Source organism: Lutibacter sp. (assembly GCF_041555395.1).
GTDB lineage: Bacteria > Bacteroidota > Bacteroidia > Flavobacteriales > Flavobacteriaceae > Lutibacter.
This window is the reverse complement of sequence record NZ_JBFFKM010000001.1, coordinates 95,265-112,836: the sequence shown is the minus strand read 5'-3', so window position 1 is coordinate 112,836 and position 17,572 is coordinate 95,265. Positions and strand designations below refer to the sequence as shown.

The 17,572-nt window shown below is 32.8% G+C and carries 17 protein-coding genes; 9 read left to right on the top strand and 8 right to left on the bottom strand.

Translation table 11 applies throughout. The features are described from left to right. The first annotated feature begins 68 nt into the window (after positions 1 to 68). The 5 genes from ABY285_RS00585 to ABY285_RS00565 all read left to right on the top strand — a co-directional run bounded on the left by ABY285_RS00585 (position 69) and on the right by ABY285_RS00565 (position 4,676). Positions 69 to 809, top strand: coding sequence for a hypothetical protein (locus tag ABY285_RS00585; protein WP_372765918.1), 741 nt, complete (start codon positions 69 to 71; stop codon positions 807 to 809). Positions 810 to 1,426: 617 nt separating this feature from the next. Then, positions 1,427 to 2,425: a DNA adenine methylase gene (locus ABY285_RS00580; RefSeq protein ID WP_372765916.1), complete on the top strand. Its 999-nt coding sequence runs from the start codon at positions 1,427 to 1,429 to the stop codon at positions 2,423 to 2,425. Beyond that, a complete protein-coding gene (locus tag ABY285_RS00575; RefSeq protein ID WP_372765974.1) occupies positions 2,425 to 3,024 on the top strand; it encodes a DUF4254 domain-containing protein in 600 nt (199 codons plus the stop codon). Before ABY285_RS00580 ends, ABY285_RS00575 begins: the two co-directional genes overlap by 1 nt. A 40-nt stretch (positions 3,025 to 3,064) precedes the next feature. Continuing rightward, positions 3,065 to 4,072 carry a DUF3089 domain-containing protein gene (locus ABY285_RS00570; RefSeq protein WP_372765914.1) on the top strand — a complete coding sequence of 336 codons (1,008 nt, stop codon included), beginning with the start codon at positions 3,065 to 3,067 and terminating at the stop codon, positions 4,070 to 4,072. Positions 4,073 to 4,202: 130 nt separating this feature from the next. Then, on the top strand, positions 4,203 to 4,676 hold the full coding sequence (locus tag ABY285_RS00565; protein WP_372765912.1) for a DUF4252 domain-containing protein: 474 nt from the start codon (positions 4,203 to 4,205) through the stop codon (positions 4,674 to 4,676). 248 nt (positions 4,677 to 4,924) lie between these two features. Here the strand turns inward: ABY285_RS00565 and ABY285_RS00560 are convergent, their stop codons facing one another. Continuing rightward, positions 4,925 to 5,758 carry an outer membrane beta-barrel protein gene (locus tag ABY285_RS00560; protein WP_372765910.1) on the bottom strand — a complete coding sequence of 278 codons (834 nt, stop codon included), beginning with the start codon at positions 5,756 to 5,758 and terminating at the stop codon, positions 4,925 to 4,927. A gap of 139 nt (positions 5,759 to 5,897) precedes the next feature. Beyond that, positions 5,898 to 6,224, bottom strand: coding sequence for an arsenate reductase family protein (locus ABY285_RS00555; RefSeq protein ID WP_372765908.1), 327 nt, complete (start codon positions 6,222 to 6,224; stop codon positions 5,898 to 5,900). 79 nt (positions 6,225 to 6,303) lie between these two features. Here ABY285_RS00555 and ABY285_RS00550 point away from each other — a divergent pair, with 79 nt between their 5' ends. Further along, complete coding sequence (locus ABY285_RS00550) at positions 6,304 to 6,759, top strand: DinB family protein (RefSeq protein ID WP_372765906.1); 456 nt, start codon at positions 6,304 to 6,306, stop codon at positions 6,757 to 6,759. Between the two features lie 309 nt (positions 6,760 to 7,068). Here ABY285_RS00550 and nhaD read toward each other — a convergent pair whose 3' ends face one another. Beyond that, entirely contained in the window at positions 7,069 to 8,346 is a 1,278-nt protein-coding gene (gene nhaD, locus ABY285_RS00545; RefSeq protein WP_372765904.1) for a sodium:proton antiporter NhaD, read from the bottom strand. A 407-nt stretch (positions 8,347 to 8,753) separates the two neighbouring features. Between nhaD and ABY285_RS00540 the strand changes: the two genes are divergently transcribed. Next, positions 8,754 to 9,899, top strand: a complete 1,146-nt coding sequence (locus ABY285_RS00540; RefSeq protein WP_372765902.1) for a cystathionine gamma-synthase — start codon at positions 8,754 to 8,756, stop codon at positions 9,897 to 9,899. Here the strand turns inward: ABY285_RS00540 and ABY285_RS00535 are convergent. The 3 genes from ABY285_RS00535 to ABY285_RS00525 form a co-directional block, all read right to left on the bottom strand. Further along, complete coding sequence (locus tag ABY285_RS00535) at positions 9,891 to 10,724, bottom strand: glutamate dehydrogenase (protein ID WP_372765900.1); 834 nt, start codon at positions 10,722 to 10,724, stop codon at positions 9,891 to 9,893. The two genes, ABY285_RS00540 and ABY285_RS00535, sit on opposite strands and share 9 nt — an antisense overlap. A gap of 64 nt (positions 10,725 to 10,788) precedes the next feature. After that, entirely contained in the window at positions 10,789 to 12,390 is a 1,602-nt protein-coding gene (locus ABY285_RS00530; RefSeq protein ID WP_372765898.1) for an Ig-like domain-containing protein, read from the bottom strand. Positions 12,391 to 12,472: 82 nt separating this feature from the next. Then, positions 12,473 to 13,159, bottom strand: coding sequence for a ComF family protein (locus ABY285_RS00525; RefSeq protein WP_372765896.1), 687 nt, complete (start codon positions 13,157 to 13,159; stop codon positions 12,473 to 12,475). A gap of 189 nt (positions 13,160 to 13,348) precedes the next feature. Here ABY285_RS00525 and ABY285_RS00520 point away from each other — a divergent pair, with 189 nt between their 5' ends. After that, positions 13,349 to 14,233 (top strand): hypothetical protein, encoded by an 885-nt coding sequence (locus ABY285_RS00520; RefSeq protein ID WP_372765894.1) that lies wholly within the window; start codon positions 13,349 to 13,351, stop codon positions 14,231 to 14,233. Positions 14,234 to 14,340: 107 nt separating this feature from the next. Then, positions 14,341 to 15,882 (top strand): glycine--tRNA ligase, encoded by a 1,542-nt coding sequence (locus ABY285_RS00515; protein WP_372765892.1) that lies wholly within the window; start codon positions 14,341 to 14,343, stop codon positions 15,880 to 15,882. Between the two features lie 63 nt (positions 15,883 to 15,945). Here the strand turns inward: ABY285_RS00515 and ABY285_RS00510 are convergent, their stop codons facing one another. Together ABY285_RS00510 and ABY285_RS00505 are read right to left on the bottom strand one after the other, a co-directional pair. Beyond that, on the bottom strand, positions 15,946 to 16,428 hold the full coding sequence (locus tag ABY285_RS00510; protein WP_372765890.1) for a methylated-DNA--[protein]-cysteine S-methyltransferase: 483 nt from the start codon (positions 16,426 to 16,428) through the stop codon (positions 15,946 to 15,948). Continuing rightward, positions 16,418 to 17,185 carry a TatD family hydrolase gene (locus tag ABY285_RS00505; RefSeq protein WP_372765888.1) on the bottom strand — a complete coding sequence of 256 codons (768 nt, stop codon included), beginning with the start codon at positions 17,183 to 17,185 and terminating at the stop codon, positions 16,418 to 16,420. The genes ABY285_RS00510 and ABY285_RS00505 overlap by 11 nt, the downstream gene beginning before the upstream one ends. Between the last annotated feature and the right edge of the window lie 387 nt (positions 17,186 to 17,572).

The following is a 17,572-nucleotide window of genomic DNA, read 5'->3' as shown; positions in this document are numbered from 1 at the left end:
TTTACGATTTCGATTTGATACAAATTTATTAAAAATTACACACCAATACTCATTTAAAACGTCAACTTATGCACAAAAAATTAGAAGCCGAACTGGTTAGTCTGGCAAACAGCATTTTGCTAATGAAAAACATGGATGATGTAAATGCATTGCATAAAAAAGCACGAGATATTTTTGAAAAATTGACGGTATTGCGATTTGTGGAAGATTATATTGAAAAAACACCAAGCATATCCCAAACCGAGGAAGAAACTTTGGACAGCATTCAAAATTCCTGGGTTGAAGAAATTAAATTTGAAAGTTCGGTGGCTGTTGAAATCAGCGAAGAAGAAGTAGAAAAGGAGGCCTTTTTGGAAGCTAAAGTAGAAGAACTATTTAACGAGGGAGACACCATAGTAAAAGAGACCGAAAAAAAAAGTTATTCGCTTCAAGTCTCTTTGGAAGATGAATTTAAAGATGCTATTTCTGCAGATATTGCAACCAATCTGTTTGAAAGAGCAACAAAGGAAAATCCAGTAATTGAAGAAATAATAACAGAAAAACAAGAGAATAAACAGCGTTCTTTAAACGATGCTTTATTTAAAAATAACATTCAGGTTGGCTTAAATGACCGCATCGCTTTTGTGAACCAATTGTTCGATGGAAGTCAGCAGGATTTTAACAGGGTAATTTCACAGCTAAACTCTTTTAAAACGGAAGACGAGGCCAAAAATTTCATTTTTGAGTTTGTAAAACCAGATTATGACTGGAGTGCCAAAGATGAATTTGAACAACGATTAATCAATTTAATTGAGCGTAAATTTTTATAATTCCTATGGATTAAAAAACGCGGGAAGATGAACTTAAAAAATGAACAATACCCGATTATTTTTGTTCGGCAAAAGGCGTTGAAAGTGTTTTTTGCGAACACGAAAACGTAAAATCTCCTATTGATTCTTTCAACAAATTCACCGATTTTTATATCTGAAATATTTCCTTCGACCATAAAACTACTGTTTTCTAAAAAGATTTAAATAAATCAGTTGCTCATGCAATATTGGACAAAAAAGAACTTGTCGAATGGTTGTATGAAAATCAAAGTCAGCAAAAAAGAAAACATCATAAAATCGGCCTTTTATTGTTTTGGTAAATTATCAAAATGAAAGCGAACACTGGAAATTAAAACAGGAAATTCATTGGCTCAAAGAACTAATCTCAGTTTATTTGCTTAATTTTGACCAGACAAAACTTCACAGTTTTTCTATAGAAGATAAAACAATAAAAGTGGATGTTATTTGGGCAATAAAGTAAAATTGCGTAATCGTTTAAACGTTTAATTATTGCGTTGTGAAAATTTAAATAGAAAATCATAAGTTTAAAATCTAAAATTAAAATCTGCTCATTGCTTATTCAAAAAATCGTAAATTATACATCATAAATTTAAACTGTGAATTATATCGGGTCAAAACATAAGCTATCCTCTTTTTTAAAAGATGCCATCATTGACACAGTTGGGAAGGATTTGTCGAATCTGGTATTTTGTGATTTGTTTGCGGGAACCGGAAGTGTCGGACGAACTTTTAAACCGCTTGTAAAACAGGTTATAGCCAATGATATTGAATTTTATAGCTACGTTTTAAATAGAAATTATATTGGAAATCACCAATCTTTGATGTATAAAGAACATCTCAGTTTCTTAAATGACTTAAAGGAATCGGAAGGGTTTATATTTCAAAATTACAGTGAAAACGGCAATGAAGGACGATTGTATTTTTCCGCAGAAAATGGAAAAAAAATTGATGCGATAAGGCAGCAAATTGAAATATGGAAAAACACTGATGAAATTACGGAAGACGACTATTATTTTTTATTGGCGTCCTTGATTGAAAGTGCCGATAAAGTGGCAAATACAGCTTCGGTATATGGGGCTTATTTAAAAAATATAAAAAAATCGGCCCAAAAAGAAATGATTTTAAAACCTGCGTTATTTACGATAAACAGCAATAAACATCTGGTTTTTAATGCAGAAAGCAATACATTAATCAAAAAAATAAAAGGAGATATTTTATATTTAGATCCGCCTTACAATGAGCGGCAATATGGGTCAAATTATCATTTATTAAACACCATAGCAAAATATGATTTGTTTGAGCCTCAGGGAAAAACAGGTCTGCGGGCCTATTATCGTTCCGATTATTGCAAAAAAAACGAAGCTAAAAATTCTTTCGAGGAATTGATTAAAAATGCTAATTTTAAGTATATATTTTTAAGCTACAATAACGAAGGTTTAATGAATGAAAATGAAGTAAAGAACATTATGGCCACCTATGGGCATTACAGCCTAAAAACAACCAATTATCAGCGTTTTAAAGCCGATAAAACAGAAAGCAGAAACCACAAAGCAACTTCAACAGTTGAATATTTACACATTTTAAAAAAACAATGATGAAAGCAGCCCAATACAACAAACTTTTTGATGAAGTAATAAAAAAATATCATGTGATTGATGATGTTGACCAAGTATTTGAAAATCCGTTTGACTCCAAATCTTTTGAACATTTATTGTACAGAAAAAACTGGATAGATACCGTTCAATGGCATTATGAAGATATTATTCGTTTGCCTAATATTGACCCGGTTGAGGCGTTGGTTTTAAAACGAAAAATTGATGCATCAAATCAGGATAGAACCGATATGGTTGAGTATGTAGACAGTTATTTTTTGGATAAATTCAAAAATGTAAAGGTTAAAGAAGGCGCTAAAATTAATTCTGAAACGCCAGCATGGGCAATTGACCGACTCTCTATTTTAGCATTAAAAATTTACCACATGAAAGAAGAAGCCACACGTAAAACGGCTTCCGATGAACATAGAGCGAAATGTCAGAAGAAATTGAACGTTTTATTGGAACAAAGAGTTGATTTATCTACGGCAATTGATGATTTATTGCATGATTTTGCCACGGGAGAAAAATACGTTAAAGTATATAAACAAATGAAAATGTATAATGATGCAGATACAAATCCTATGTTATATAAAAAATAACAGGCTTGTTAAAAGGCGCCTGACTGGCATTAAAATAACATTGCTTTTTTTAGCGTTTGTTGTTTTAAGCAGCTGTAAAAGTGCTGTGATTCCATCTTTTACATCTCAGCGGCCGCCTGTATCTCCAAATTATGAGAATGCTTCAACTTGGGCGGTTTTACCCGATTCTTATCCCGAAAATTTAAAACGCTGGCAAACAACCACAACAGCTTTAGAGGCAGATATCTTCTATATTTATCCGACCTTAAATATCGAAAAAAAGGATTTAAGATGGAATGTGCCGGTAGCTGACTCCATTCAAAATGTTAAGGTGATTGAAAAAGCTGTTTATTTTCAGGCATCTGCATTTTTGAACGCCGGGAAATTGTATGTTCCTTATTACCGGCAAGCACATTTAAGATCTTATACACAGTATGAAAAAGGTGGAAAAGAAGCCTTAAATTTAGCCTACAGCGATGTTAAAGAAGCTTTTAAAACCTATTTGATTAAGTACAATAATGGCCGACCAATAATTATTGCATCACATAGTCAGGGAACCACTCACGCGGTTCAACTTTTAAAAGAATTTTTTGACGGGAAACCATTACAAAATCAGCTTGTTGCAGCTTATATTCCAGGGATTGCCATTAAAAAAAATGAGTTTGATTATTTAAAATTGATGACTGATCCAACTCAAACCGGTGGTTTTGTAAGTTGGAATACCTTCAAAAAGAATTATTATCCGAAAACTTATGATAAATGGTTTAAAGGAAAAGAAGTCTCAAATCCTGTTGATTGGGACAAGAGCAATGAATCTGATCGCTCAGACCACAAGGGATTTTTATTTACCGACGATAAATTATATACCCAGGCATTACAAGTTTATGTAAAAGATGGTTTATTGTGGATTAGCTTGCCGCATTTTCCATATAGACTGTTGGTTTTGGGCAAAAAGAGATATCACGCAGGCGACATTAATTTATTTTGGGAAGACATCAGGGAAAACGCTTCTTTACGCGTAGAATCTTATTTAAAAACACACGGCATGTTGACTGAAAACAATAATTGAATTGTTTGATGAACATTTTATTTTTCTAATGGAGAGCCCAGTCAAGAAAACAATTCAAATGAATAAAATTAAAATGTCATAAAATGTTACAAAAAAGGTATTTAATCGTCATTAATTAAATACCTTTTTTATGAAAAATAGTCTCTTAATTTTAGTAACTGCATTATTATTAGCTTCTTGTGCGTCGAAATCATCTTTTAATTCTTTTTATGAAGAAAATAAAGAGGAATGTGAGTTTTCAATAAGTTCGCCGGCATTAATTGCGAATTTATTTATACCAAAAGAGGATGTTGGGGAATATAAAGCATTGTTTAAAAAAGTAAAACATTATAAAGTGATGATCTTTTCTGATGCGTCAACTTCCTTAGACAGAAAGTTTGAGCGATTTATTAAGCAAAGAAAATATGAAACAATTTTCAGCATAAATCAGCATGGCGATAAAGTTCAACTATACTTTTTACAGCATAAAAATGCAATCAGGGAAATTGTGTTAAAAATTAAAAGCGACAATGATTTTGTGGTTCTCGGATTAAAAACGAATATATTGGAAAGTGATTTCAATAAAATTATTGAAAATTCAGACAATAGGATTTCTGGTAACTAATACCAATTAAACCTTCAAATGTCGCATAAAATTCGTTTCTTTTTAGCTCATTTGTTGTCATAAAATGGAACCGTATCTTAGGCTATGTTTAAATTTTATTTCTAAACTGAACTAAAAATAATTCAAATTTTTAATACAACATTTAAACATTCAATGGGTATAAAAAGTCAAAGAATAAAAAAAACCCGTTTAAAATTTAATTTTAAACGGGTTTTTCAGTATAAATAAGTTTAATGGTGACTACTTATTTATTTAGCTTCTTTTTTTGAAAAAGTATAAGTGATCCCAAAGTTTAATCCAAATGAAGAATAAGGAACTTTTTGAGATAATTTCACTGAAGGATCGGTATTTTGGAGTGAAACTTCATCTTCATAATTTGATTTTATAACATATCCAGGAGGTAAATTATCTAAAGAATAAAATCCTGCAACAGCAACTGTTCCATCTGCTAATATTATATCAGTGTTGAATTTTTGAATTTCAGAATCTTTTCTTTTTACACTAACACCCATATATTCAGCTTCCACAAATAAATCAAGATTGCTGCCAATATTGTGTTTGAATCCAAATGCACCTACAAATCCTAATGGCAATTGACCGTGATAATCTTCAGTATAATTTGTCTCAGCAAATGTGCCGTCTCCGTTTGCCGTTTTACTATAAACCAAAGCTTCAGTTTTGCCACCAACTTTTATTAAAGCTCCAAAACGACCATATAAATTATCAGTAAAGTTGTAAACTAAAGAAGTAGTAAATCCTAACGCTCTGGCTCTAGCAATTGCTTCAACCTCTTGAGAAGGTGAATTTATTTTTGTTATAGTTTGGTCTGTTCCATGTACATATCCAAGTCCTAGTTCAAGACCAAAAGTATTATTAAAAAAATATCCCCCCTTAAATTGAAAGTTTACACCTTCACCGTAACTACCATAAGAATTAATTTCTCCAGTTGTTGTTGTAATTTCTGTTCCTAATTTCATGCCGGCACTCCCTACGGAATAACCACTACTTCCTGAAACATAGAATTGTGCATTTGCACTTGTTGCGATTGCCAAAGTAATCAATAATAATATGTGTTTTTTCATAAATATAAAGTTGTTTGAATTAGAAACAAATTTATATTTTAGATGAGATTATTGTGCCTCTATTGTTACCTTATTCTGCTCTCATGTCATTAATATGATTAATGCATTTCAGAAGCTTATAAATTGCGCAATAATTAATTTATGTCACTCTTTTTTTAGTATTCCCAACATAAACTTCACTTCCGATAATAATAACTGGTCGTTTTAAGAAGGTATATTCGTCCAATATGAATTGTCGGTAGTCATTTTCGGTCAATTGTTGACTTTTTAAGCCCATTTGTTTGTATTTTTTAGCCATTCGACTAAATAACACCTCGTAGCTTTTTGTAAGCGAAAACAACTCATCCAACTGCTTTACGGTGATTGGTTCCATTTTAATTTCCTGTAAAATGAAGTCGGAAGTGTCCATTTCTTTTAAAACTCTTCTGCAAGTATCACAAGTTTTTAAGTAATATATTTTTTTCATATTTTCAAAAATTGGTATTTGAGTAAAATTAATGTGTTTTTGTTTTAAATTTGAATACTTTTAATAAAAATCAACTAAAATGCAAAAACAACTTGAGACACTTTTAAAAACCAGACAATTAGTTTTAAAACTTATTGAAAATCTTACAACCGATCAATTAAATAAAATCCCCATGGGATTTAAAAATAATATTGCCTGGAATATCGCTCATTTAGCAGTTACCCAACAGCTTTTATGTTACAAATTATCAGGTTTAAATTGTCTGGTATCCGAAGAAATGATTGCTGATTTTCAAAAAGGGACAGCGCCAAATTATACTGTTTCTAAAGAAGAATTTGAAATGATAAAAGAACAATTTTTACAACTGCCTTTGAATTTGAAAGAAGATTACGATAAAGGAATCTTTAAAAATTATAATGAATACACAACAAGTGTTAACATTACTTTAAATTCTATTGAAGACGCAATCATGTTTAATACGTATCATGAAGGAATTCACCTTGGAATCATTCTTCAATTGATGAAATTTATTTAAGATGAGCTTATTTGTTGCAATATTCGTATTAATAGTTTTAGCTCTTTATTTGGCTATTTGAACGCACGGTTTTTAAAATTGCCAACCTCAATTGGTTTAAAGGTTATAATCATAGCTTTTACCTTGCTTATTTTAGCACTGAGTTCATAAGCCGGAAGTCTCCAGTTTAATTTTGGATCACACTACAAAAAAAACCAAGCAATTTGCTTGGTTTTTTTGATTTATTAAATGCAGAAACGCTAAATCTCGCGCTGTCTCGGCAATTGAAGCTACATGTTTTTAGCGGCTGGGTAATCTTGTCGTACTCTGTCATAGTCCGAGTATTTGATGTTGTAAAATGTAAGTGATAGCTCCTGCTAAGTATCCGAGTAATGCAAGAAAACTGATTTTTCTAAGATACCAAAAGAAATTGATTTTCTCCATACCCATTGCTGCGACACCTGCTGCTGAACCAATAATTAAAACACTCCCACCTGTTCCTGCGCAATAAGCAAGGAACTCCCAAAAGTAATGGTCTGTTGGGTATTGGTTTAGGTCGTACATGCCTTGTACTGCTGCAACTAAAGGAACATTATCTACAATTGATGAAAGCAAACCGATTAAAATTATAACCATATTGTCATTATGAAATGTTACTGTCAACCAGAGTGAAAGTTGATTTAATATGCCTATTGATTGAAGTGCTGAAATACTCATCAAGATACCAAGGAAAAATAAAATGCTCGGTGTATCAATCTTGCGAAGTGCACTCACAACCGATAAATTATTTTTATCTTCTTCGTCTTTTTTCCCGTGTATTATTTCAGTAATTATCCAAAGTATTCCAAGACCGATAAGTATACCCATATATGGGGGAAGATGGGTTAGAGTTTTAAAAACAGGAACTAAAACAAGAATTATAACTCCGGAAAAGAAAACAATTGATTGCTGCTTTCCAGAGATTGGTTTATCGTTAATATCAATTACAGGACGTTCAATTTTTCCTTTTAGCTTAAATGAAAGAAAAATTAAGGGTACAGCAATACAAATTAAACTCGGAAGGATTAATTTGGCAATTATATTAACAGCTGTAATTTGTCCGCCAATCCAGAGCATTGTTGTTGTGACATCACCAATAGGCGACCATGCGCCGCCTGCATTTGCAGCAACCACCACAATACCTGCAAAAAATAATCTGTCTTTTTGGTTTTGAATTAATTTTCGTAGAAGTGAAATAATTACAATGGTGGACGTAAGGTTGTCTAAAATGGCAGAAAGGAAAAAAGTGATAAAAGCAATAATCCAGAGCAGTTTTCGAATGTCTGTCTGGCTAATTCGTTTGGTAATGATGTCAAACCCGTCATGTAAGTCAATAAGTTCAACAATTGTCATTGCGCCAATCAGAAAAAACAAAATGCCAGAAAATTCACCTAAATGATGGGTGAGTTCATCTGACACAATATGTTTGTCAGGAGAAAAAAGAATATAAACTGTCCAGCAAAGAACACCTGTCACTAAAGCAGTAGCTGCCTTATTTATTTTTATAGAATGTTCTAATGCGATTGCAGCATAACCTAAAACAAATATTATAATTATCAGTGCAATCATAAAGTCATTTTATCTGTGTCGTTTCATTTTTTTGCCTTGCTGTTAATGGTTTTGTATATGATTTGTGCTACTTAAAAATCGGAGATTTTTCGGTTATAGCAAATCGTTTGTTGAATGTTTGTCTGTTTGTTCTATTTCAAATTTAAGCATAAATTTTATACGTCTTAAGTTTACAAATCGTTAATTTTAACAATTACGTATATCATCGTTGTTTTTTCAATTATTGGTCAGGGGTTAACTGTAGGCGGTTTAATTAAAAAATTAACCAAGCAATAAGTTGCTTTAGCTTGAAGTATGCTGAAATTGCATACTTTTGTAACATGAAATGAGGTTATGGTGATGCTTGGTCAGGAACCTGAACAGTATTATGGGAATCATAACGGAATAATAAAATTAAACTTAAATAGATGAAATTTAACACAAAAACCATACACGGAAATCAGCAGCACGATCCTTCAACCGGAGCGGTAATGCCACCAATATATCAAACTTCTACCTACGCGCAAACTTCTCCGGGAGTTCATAAAGGCTACGAATATTCAAGATCAGCAAATCCAACGCGCACGGCGGTGGAAAATGCGTTTGCCAGTATTGAGAACGGGAAATTCGGACTTGCATTTGGTTCGGGATTGGCGGCCATTGATTGCGTGATGAAGTTATTGAGTCCAGGAGATGAGGTGATTTCTACCAACGATTTATATGGAGGCTCTTATAGAATATTCACAAAAATATTTGAGAATTATGGTATTAAATTTCATTTCATAGGAATGGAAAATGCAGGGAATATTGAACAATATATTTCTGAAAAAACAAAATTGATTTGGGTTGAAACGCCAACCAATCCAATGATGAATATCATTGATATTGTAGCTGTTTCAAAAGTCGCCAAAAAACATAAAATTTTATTGGCGGTAGATAATACTTTTGCAACACCTTATTTGCAAAATCCTTTGGATTTAGGTGCCGATATTGTGATGCATTCTGCTACAAAATATTTAGGCGGACATTCAGATGTGGTGATGGGTGCTTTAGTTGTGAACGATAAAGAACTTGCCGATAAATTGTATTTTATTCAAAACTCTTGTGGTGCCGTTTGCGGACCAATGGATAGTTTTTTGGTGTTGAGAGGTATAAAGACCTTACACGTGCGTATGCAACGCCATTGTGAAAATGGAAAAGCGGTTGCTGAATATTTGGCAAATCATCCAAAAATTGTAAAAGTATATTGGCCAGGATTTACAAGTCATCCAAACCACGAGATTGCCAAAAAACAAATGAAGGATTTTGGAGGAATGGTTTCTTTTGTAACCAAAGGAAACAACATTAAAGATGCTTTTAAAATATTGGAAAACTTAAAATTATTCACTTTGGCCGAATCATTGGGCGGCGTTGAATCTTTATCGGGCCATCCGGCAAGTATGACGCACGCATCCATCCCAAAAGCTGAACGCGAAAAAACAGGTGTTGTAGATTCTTTGATACGTTTAAGTGTTGGAATTGAAGATATAGATGATTTATTGGCCGATTTAGACCATGCGTTGCGTTTAATTTAGGTAATAAACATAACCAATATGTACCCATAATAGCCAGTCATTAAATTTATTGTTTGGATCTCGAATGTTATTGGCTGGATCTGCCTTGGCGTTCAAGCCATCAACATAGTTAGAAAAGAAATACTGCCAGCGAGATTCTATTAATAAATCTGAGTATTCGCCAAACTTATAGCGTGTACCAATTCCAAACGTTGCTGACATGGTAACTCCAGGAGTGTCTCTGGCAGCATCTGGGGAACCATCTGGATATATATTATTATCCCATTTTGGGTATAAAACTTCTGGGTCTCTCCAATCTCCCAGTTCTGAAGAAATAGAAGGATCATAAAAATCAACAAAAGCTCCGGCGCTTATGTATGGTGACCAATGTAAATCGGGAATTCTTCTGGAGCCGAAATCAACAATGTCAACCCAATGAAACTCCATTTGTGCGCCTAAATTTACCAAATATGTTTTACCATGATGTGCTCTTAAGCGTTCTGCCCATTGTGTTTCCCTACTTTCTGCATATTTTCCAAAGTGATCTAGTTTAGCCGACATATAAGATAATTCTGCACGAACACGAAAATGTTCTGCAAAATAGCCTGTACGTTGGTTCCAACGATATCGATAATCGGTAAAATTTAAATAATAGACAATACCAATACCCATTCCAACATTTCCACCAACATTGGCCTTGAAATTATTTCGTGCACCGTAGTCGGTTGTAAAAGATGCCGAACCGGAAATAATACCAATTTCATGACTCTTTTCACTTTGGGCATTCAAGTTTAAAGAAGCAATCAAAAGAAGTATAGTGGTTGTTATTTTTATAAATTTATTCAAAAAAATAAAATATTAGTTGTTTCAAATGTAATAAAAACTTCAGTAATCGTAATATTAAATAAATTTAATCCAGATTAAACGTTTCATTCACGTCCCAGTTCGCCCTTAATTCAATTATTTTGTCAAAATATTTAATAACCTCAGGTTGTCTCCTGTTTAAAAAGCTTCCAGTGTCCCAAATGCCATTATTATTTTCATCTATGGTAATCCTAATCCCATAATTTCCTGGAGATAGTAAATTAAAGCTTACTTTTTGAGGCTTGTCTATTTTTACGACTCTTATTAAAACGTTTTTATCGCTTAACAATTCCACAATAAAAGACGTGTTTTTTGCACTGACCAAATCAATGGTAATTATGCCGTAATCTTCAGGTGTTTTTGTTTTTAATTTAAAAGACAATGAATCGTTTGACATTCCAAAAATATCTGTAATTGTTTTAGGCAATAACTCAAAATGGTATTCCGTACTGTATTTTTTTTCAAAATCCAGATATAATTTCGTTTTAGATTTTGACAATGTTTCTCTAAAATCAATAACTGTTGAGTCTTTATCCGTTATTTTAATCTTTGATCTGTCAAAATTTATAATGGGTGTATTCGTGGCAATTGAAAAAGTATCTATTAAATGTAAAACTCCCGATGCGCTATTGGAAACTTTCAAGGAATCTATAGTTGAACTTCTAATTTTGACAGAAAACGCTTCAGAATAATTATCTTTTGAAACCAAGAAGTTTAAAGAGTCCGCTTCAAAAGGCGTATACCAATAATTAATGGTGTCTTTGTTTTTTTCAAAAACAGTTTCGGCTCTAAAATCGGCTGTTTTTTCTGACAAAAGTTCAATATTCAAATCTTTCGCATTGCCTTCAAATCCAAATATTAGATGCCCTTTTTTAACTTCTTTTGGCCTAAAGACTTTTAATTCAGGGATTTCTTTAAAAATCGTAAAATTATATTTTTTGTCTGTTGGCAATGTTATGGAATCTTTTATAAAGCCAATTTTATCAATTTCCGGATTGTAAATTTTATTGCTATTGGCATCTTTTAGCGCAATCAATAAATATTTGCCGGCACGTAAATTGGTTATTTCAAACAGCGTACTGTCTAAAGTATTGGCAATATATCTTGGTTTTTGTTTATAAATAACGGAATCTGTAAAGGAAGCGTTATATTCATAAAGCATAACATCAAGACCTTTGACTGTTTTTTTTATTAAAGGGTCAGTTACTTCACCAACAACACTTAAAGAGTCTATATAAGTTCCTGTTGAAAAGACATATTTAAAGTTTCCCAATTCATTTTCTTCATTATTGTCAACAATGCTGTTTCCGAAATTAAAAGAGTAGGTAGTATTTGGATCTAAAGTATCGAGAATTTTTATGGAGATGAATTTGCTGGCTGTACCAACCGGCGTGATAATTGGATCTGTTTTTTGGGGAGGAGAAATTACCAAATTCTTTTTGGCATCTTTTAGTTTAATATATTCATCAAAATATAATTTTATTCTTTCTTCCTTAAAATTGATGGATTCAACTGCAGGAATGGCTTTAACTAAGACTGGCGGAATGGTGTCTTTTGCCCCGCCGGTTGGGGTGCCTCTTCTGGCGCAATCAAAAAACACACCTGTAATCATTAAGAGTAATAAAAACTTAACTAAAGAATTCCTCATATTATATTATTGAAAATACAAAATAACAATTATTTTATTAGAAAAACGCATTAAAATGGGCAGTCGTATAATATTAACTATTTTATTTTGTGTAAGCCATGCAAGCGATACTTATTTTTAAATTTTTCGTCTTATTAAGTGCATCGTAACAAGCCTCAAGAGTTGCTCCTGTAGTAATTACATCGTCAATTAATAAAATATGTTTGTTTTCTAAGGTAAAATTATTTTGGACATGAAATAATTCCTGTACATTTTTCCAACGATCAAAACGCATTTTTTTAGTTTGTGTATTTGTTGAAGAAACCCTGATCAAAATATCCTCATAATAGGGGATTTCCAGATTTTTAGCCAGACTTTCTCCAAAAGTGGTTACTTGATTGTATCCTCGTTTTTTAAGTTTTTTGGGGTGAAGAGGCACGGGTATTATACAATCTACAGTTTTAAATCTATTGCTTTCAATAAGTTGTTCACCTAGCCAATCTCCAATTAAGGTTCCAACCTGCTGTTGTTTGTTGTATTTAAGTTCGTGAATTAAATGCTGCACGTTTCCTTTTTTGAAGAAATAGAATAATGAAGTTGCCTTTTCGAGAGGAATCCTTCCGTAAAATGATTTTTCAATTAAATTATTTTCTTCAAAACTAAAATTTGTTATTGGTAAATCATGTCGGCAGGTTAAACAAATAACAGACTCATTGGTTCCCAAATATTCCTTGCAGCACAAACAAACTTCAGGAAAAAAAACAGCAAACATGTCTTTTAAAATTTTCATAGCAAGAACTTTTTTTAAAAGTACATTTTTAATTTAAATAAAATTAAGTTGTATAAAAAAGAAGGAGAAATCAATTTGTTTATTAGCATTTTTGGGTGTCCTAATCACTAATCGATTCAAAAAAAGAGATTTACGTGTAATTTATTTCTTAATTTGGCGTTTCATTAGAATAATTTAATATTTAAAAAAATGGAAGAAAATAAAAAATCAAACAACAAACTGATAATCATATCGTTAGCGGTTTTGTTATTGGGCGTTTTGGCGTACACTTTTTATACCAACTCAGAACATAAAAAGTTAACTGACGCTATTGAAGTCGAAAAACTTGAAATAGAGCAAAATTTAGACAGCATGATCGTAAGATATGAAGATGCTATTGCTGAAAAAACATCAATATCTGGTGAATTGACTGTTGAAAGAGACAGAATTATCGCTTTAAGAGATTCTATTAAAGATTTGAAAGTTGTCAATTACAGTATGTTGCGTCGTTATAAAGGTGAAATATCTAAATTGGAGGCGTCTAACAAAAAATTATTTTTATTGAATGAGTCCTTAACAAGTTCCAATCAACTTTTAACAACCAATTTAGACAGTGCCAATGTTAAAATTACAAGACAAATAGCTAAAAACGATACGTTAACAGTGCAAAATTTAACGTTGGCCCAAAAAGTAGCAATTGGATCTGAACTAAAAGTAAGCACTGCGAAAGTTATTGCGATGAAGGAGCGGAATAATGGGAAATTGGTGGAAACTTCAAGAGCGAGTAATACAGATGCCTTAAGAATTAATCTTACAATTGTTAAAAATGAAATTGCTGAACAAGGTGATCATCAGATTTACATCCAAATAGTTGACGCCAATGGAACAACTGTGTCGCCAAAAGGGGAGTTTATGCTTTTTGACAACACTATGGCAAGTTACAGCGACCTTTCAATGGTGAATTATTTAAATGAGGCTATTGATGTAATTTCATTGGTTGAGGTTAATAGGGATATCATGAAAACTGGGGTTTATACCGTTAATATTTATATTGATAACAAATTTGTTGGAGCAACTAAAATTACATTGAAGTAAAAAAGCAACTCCAAATTAATATTATTTAATATTTAATGAGTGGAAATAGTTTAAGCTATTTCCACTTTTTTGTTTTTTAGTACTAAAAGCTTTACTATTTTTGCAACATGGCAAATCAAGATGATCAATTTAAAAAAGTAGTTTCACACGCAAAGGAATATGGTTTTGTATTTCAATCCAGTGAAATTTATGATGGTTTGAGCGCAGTTTACGATTATGCTCAAAACGGTGTAGAATTAAAGAAAAATATAAGGGAATATTGGTGGAAGGCCATGGTACAGATGCATGAAAACATTGTTGGATTGGATGCTGCAATTTTTATGCACCCAACCACTTGGAAAGCCTCTGGCCATGTCGATGCTTTTAATGATCCTTTAATTGACAATAAGGATTCTAAAAAAAGATACAGAGCCGATGTTTTAATTGAAGATTACGTTGCGAAATTAGATGATAAAATTGAAAAAGAGGTTGGAAAAGCGGCAAAGCGTTTTGGAGATTCTTTTGATAAAGAACAATTTTTGGCAACCAACCCAAGAGTTTTAGGCTATAAAGAAAAAGGGGAAACCATTTTAAAACGAATGGGAAGATCGTTGGGTGATGAAAATTTAGCTGATGTAAAAGCCCTTATAGAAGAATTGGAAATAGCATGCCCATTAACTGGCTCAAGAAATTGGACAGAGGTAAAGCAGTTCAACTTAATGTTTGGAACAAAAATAGGCGCTTCTGCTGATACTTCGATGGACTTATATTTACGTCCGGAAACCGCTCAAGGAATTTTTGTGAATTTTTCTAACGTGCAAAAATCGGGCAGAATGAAAATTCCATTCGGAATTGCACAAACAGGAAAAGCATTTAGAAATGAAATAGTGGCGCGTCAGTTTATTTTCCGAATGCGAGAATTTGAACAAATGGAAATGCAATATTTTGTGCGTCCGGGCACTCAAAAGGAGTGGTATGAAGAATGGAAACAAACGCGATTAAAATGGCATTTATCCTTGGGATTGGGAGCGGAGAATTACCGTTTTCACGACCACGATAAATTAGCGCATTATGCGGATGCTGCAGCTGATATAGAGTTTAAATTTCCTTTCGGATTTAAAGAATTAGAAGGGATTCATTCTCGGACCGATTTTGATTTAGCAAGTCATGAAAAGTTTTCAGGTAGAAAATTACAGTATTTTGACCCAGAAATAAATGAACATTATATTCCTTATGTAGTAGAAACTTCTATTGGATTAGACCGTATGTTTTTGGCAGTATTCTCACAATCTTTGCAGGAAGAAGAACTGGAAAACGGAACCACACGAACCGTTTTGAGACTTCCGGCAGTTTTAGCACCAACAAAAGCGGCTATTTTACCACTGGTAAAAAAAGATGGTTTGCCAGAGATTGCGCGTAAAATTATGGAGGATTTAAAATGGGATTTTAATGTGGATTATGATGAAAAGGATGCAGTGGGCAGAAGATACAGAAGACAGGATGCGGTTGGAACGCCATTTTGCATTACCGTTGACCATGAAACCTTAACAAACGACACCGTTACCATTCGTTACCGAGATACGATGGCGCAAAATCGCGTGAAAATTTCGGAACTTCGCGACATCATTAAAGAAGAGGTTGACGTTAAAAAATGGTTGATGAAAATGTAAGCTGAAAAATAATAGTTGTAAAAAAACTCCATAGTTAAAATAATTATGGAGTTTTTTTATATTTTAAAATAAGGACTGTTGGTTTGATGGATTTTCGTGCTCCAATAACCATTTTTTACGCCATATTCCACCAGCATAGCCTGTTAACGAACCATCGGTTCCAATTATTCGATGACAGGGAATAATAATCCAAATGGGATTTTTGCCATTTGCAGAAGCTACAGCCCTAATGGCTTTTATATTGCCCAACTTTTTTGATTGTTCTGAATAAGTTCTCGTTTTTCCATAAGGAACCAACAACAATTCATTCCAAACACGTTTTTGAAATTCTGTTCCTTGCGGATTCAGTTTTAAATTAAATTCTTTGCGCGTACCATTAAAATATTCGGACAATTGCTGCACACAATCTTTTAAACTTTCAGGGATTTCTGATGAAGTTTCGAACGAGTTATCAATTACGGTAACCGCACTGATGCCGTTTTTATCACCCATAATTTTTGCTGTTCCAAGGGGTGTTTTATAATAGGTAGTTTGATTAGATTCCAAAAACGTTTTTTGAGTTTTGAGTGGTTATTTTCGCAATTTCTTGCGGAGTCAATTTATAAATTTCGGCCAATTTATCCAAAACTTTTGTAATATAACTGCTTTCATTTCTTTTTCCCCTGAAGGGTGTTGGTGCCAAATAAGGAGCGTCTGTTTCCAAAACAATATGCTCTAGGGGGATTTCATGTAAAAACTGGTCTATTTTTCCATTTTTAAAGGTTACCACGCCGCCAATACCCAATTTCATATTATAGGAAATGGCTTTTTTCGCCTGTTCAAAATTGCCGGTAAAGCAATGAAAAATACCAAAAAGCTGATCGTCTTTCACTTCTTCCAAGATCTCGAAAATTTCATCAAAAGCATCTCGGCAATGGATTATAATGGGCATATTTTTTTCTTTGGCCCATGCAATCTGGGTTTTAAAAGCAATTTGTTGTTGCTTTAATAGTGTTTTGTCCCAATACAAATCAATGCCAATTTCACCAACGGCATAAAAATTTCGTTTATCCAGCCAATGTTTTACAAAAGTCAATTCATCTTCAAAATTTTCTTTTACATGTGTTGGATGCAGACCCATCATCAAAAAAATATTTTCCGGATAAGATTTTTCCAGAGCTAACATTGAATTGAAATAAGTTGAATCAATTGCAGGAATAAAAAAACGGGAAACGCCAGCATCCAAGGAACGCTGAATCATGTCACTTCTGTCATCATCAAATTGTTCACTGTATAAATGGGTATGTGTGTCTGTAATTATCATGATACAAAAGTAAACAAAGTTTGAAAGAGAGAAAATTTAGTTTTCAGAAACAAAATTGGGTTACAGTTCTTTTTAAAGATTGATTATTGAATTGGTTGCAATTTTAATGGGAATATATCGTCATTTCTAATTATTCGTTCAACTTGCGTTAGTGATTGCAGCGAAAATCCTGTCATCGCGAGAAACGAAGCAATGACAGATTGGGCGGAAAACACGCCCGCTTTTTCAGCGGGAACGCCCATATTTTTTTGGGCATTTTTCTTCTGTTTTTGGACTAACTTTTTATGCCTAAAACATTGTTTATAAGTTAAAAAAGATGTAACTTTAATATGATAAATACCTTGCAAGATATTGCTGCTATAAAGATTTCTTGTGTTAAATTTCTTG

Coding starts and splice junctions, on each gene's coding strand:
- ABY285_RS00515 (WP_372765892.1), top strand. CDS start 14,341: ATGGCAAATCAAGATGATCAATTTAAAAAAGTAGTTTCACACGCAAAG.
- ABY285_RS00555 (WP_372765908.1), bottom strand. CDS start 6,224: ATGAAAAAAATATATTACTTAAAAACTTGTGATACTTGCAGAAGAGTT.
- ABY285_RS00525 (WP_372765896.1), bottom strand. CDS start 13,159: ATGAAAATTTTAAAAGACATGTTTGCTGTTTTTTTTCCTGAAGTTTGT.
- ABY285_RS00540 (WP_372765902.1), top strand. CDS start 8,754: ATGAAATTTAACACAAAAACCATACACGGAAATCAGCAGCACGATCCT.
- ABY285_RS00520 (WP_372765894.1), top strand. CDS start 13,349: ATGGAAGAAAATAAAAAATCAAACAACAAACTGATAATCATATCGTTA.
- ABY285_RS00565 (WP_372765912.1), top strand. CDS start 4,203: ATGAAAAATAGTCTCTTAATTTTAGTAACTGCATTATTATTAGCTTCT.
- ABY285_RS00575 (WP_372765974.1), top strand. CDS start 2,425: ATGAAAGCAGCCCAATACAACAAACTTTTTGATGAAGTAATAAAAAAA.
- ABY285_RS00585 (WP_372765918.1), top strand. CDS start 69: ATGCACAAAAAATTAGAAGCCGAACTGGTTAGTCTGGCAAACAGCATT.
- ABY285_RS00505 (WP_372765888.1), bottom strand. CDS start 17,185: ATGATAATTACAGACACACATACCCATTTATACAGTGAACAATTTGAT.
- ABY285_RS00560 (WP_372765910.1), bottom strand. CDS start 5,758: ATGAAAAAACACATATTATTATTGATTACTTTGGCAATCGCAACAAGT.
- ABY285_RS00550 (WP_372765906.1), top strand. CDS start 6,304: ATGCAAAAACAACTTGAGACACTTTTAAAAACCAGACAATTAGTTTTA.
- nhaD (WP_372765904.1), bottom strand. CDS start 8,346: ATGATTGCACTGATAATTATAATATTTGTTTTAGGTTATGCTGCAATC.
- ABY285_RS00530 (WP_372765898.1), bottom strand. CDS start 12,390: ATGAGGAATTCTTTAGTTAAGTTTTTATTACTCTTAATGATTACAGGT.